Origin of the sequence: Ensifer sp. NM-2 (genome assembly GCF_003024455.1) — a bacterium.
GTDB lineage: Bacteria > Pseudomonadota > Alphaproteobacteria > Rhizobiales > Rhizobiaceae > Ensifer > Ensifer canadensis.
Genome location: NZ_PVZR01000111.1, coordinates 1 through 544, shown reverse-complemented (window position 1 = coordinate 544; position 544 = coordinate 1). Strand labels below are relative to the sequence as shown.

The following is a 544-nucleotide window of genomic DNA, read 5'->3' as shown; positions in this document are numbered from 1 at the left end:
GGAGACGATCCCGTACCTACGAGCATCATTGGACACCGGGAACTGTCCAGGGTCGTAGCCGAAGGTGACGGCCTCGATTCGCGCCGCATCGAACCCCGCCTCCACCAGGATCTCCACCTGGTTCCGTGACAGGACGAGAATCAGATCCACCCCGCTGTAAGAAGTGACCACGGCTGTTCGCTGCGCAGGGGACATCCGTTGGAGCTCATCTGCCAGCCAGCACGCGATCATGACGAGTGGCCTTCCGGCGTAGGGCATCATCCCTCGACGCTTAGCCCAGGAGGCGGAGAGCGCCTCTTTTTCCAGGAAGGCGAGCACCAGGTCCGAGCGCCATGCTTTGCGGACAGACCGGAGAGTCTTGTCCATCGGCCGACCGGAGCGGTGCTCCACGACATCGCGGAGCTTCCGGTGAACACGCGTCCGTGCCGGTCAAGCCCCTCGTGATGGTGTAGCGGTCTGATCCTTCATGGGGGTCAGGCGCTGAGGCCGAGGGTGAGTTCGGTGTCGGGGTCCACCTCGTCTCCGGTGTTGGTCACGGTGGTGA

At 63.6% G+C, this 544-nt stretch carries 1 protein-coding gene; it reads right to left on the bottom strand.

Features of this window, described 5'->3' with window-relative positions:
• Positions 1–366: hypothetical protein (locus tag C6558_RS39025; RefSeq protein WP_146161012.1), on the bottom strand; the 366-nt coding region annotated here is incomplete at its 3' end.
• Positions 367–544 lie beyond the last annotated feature (178 nt).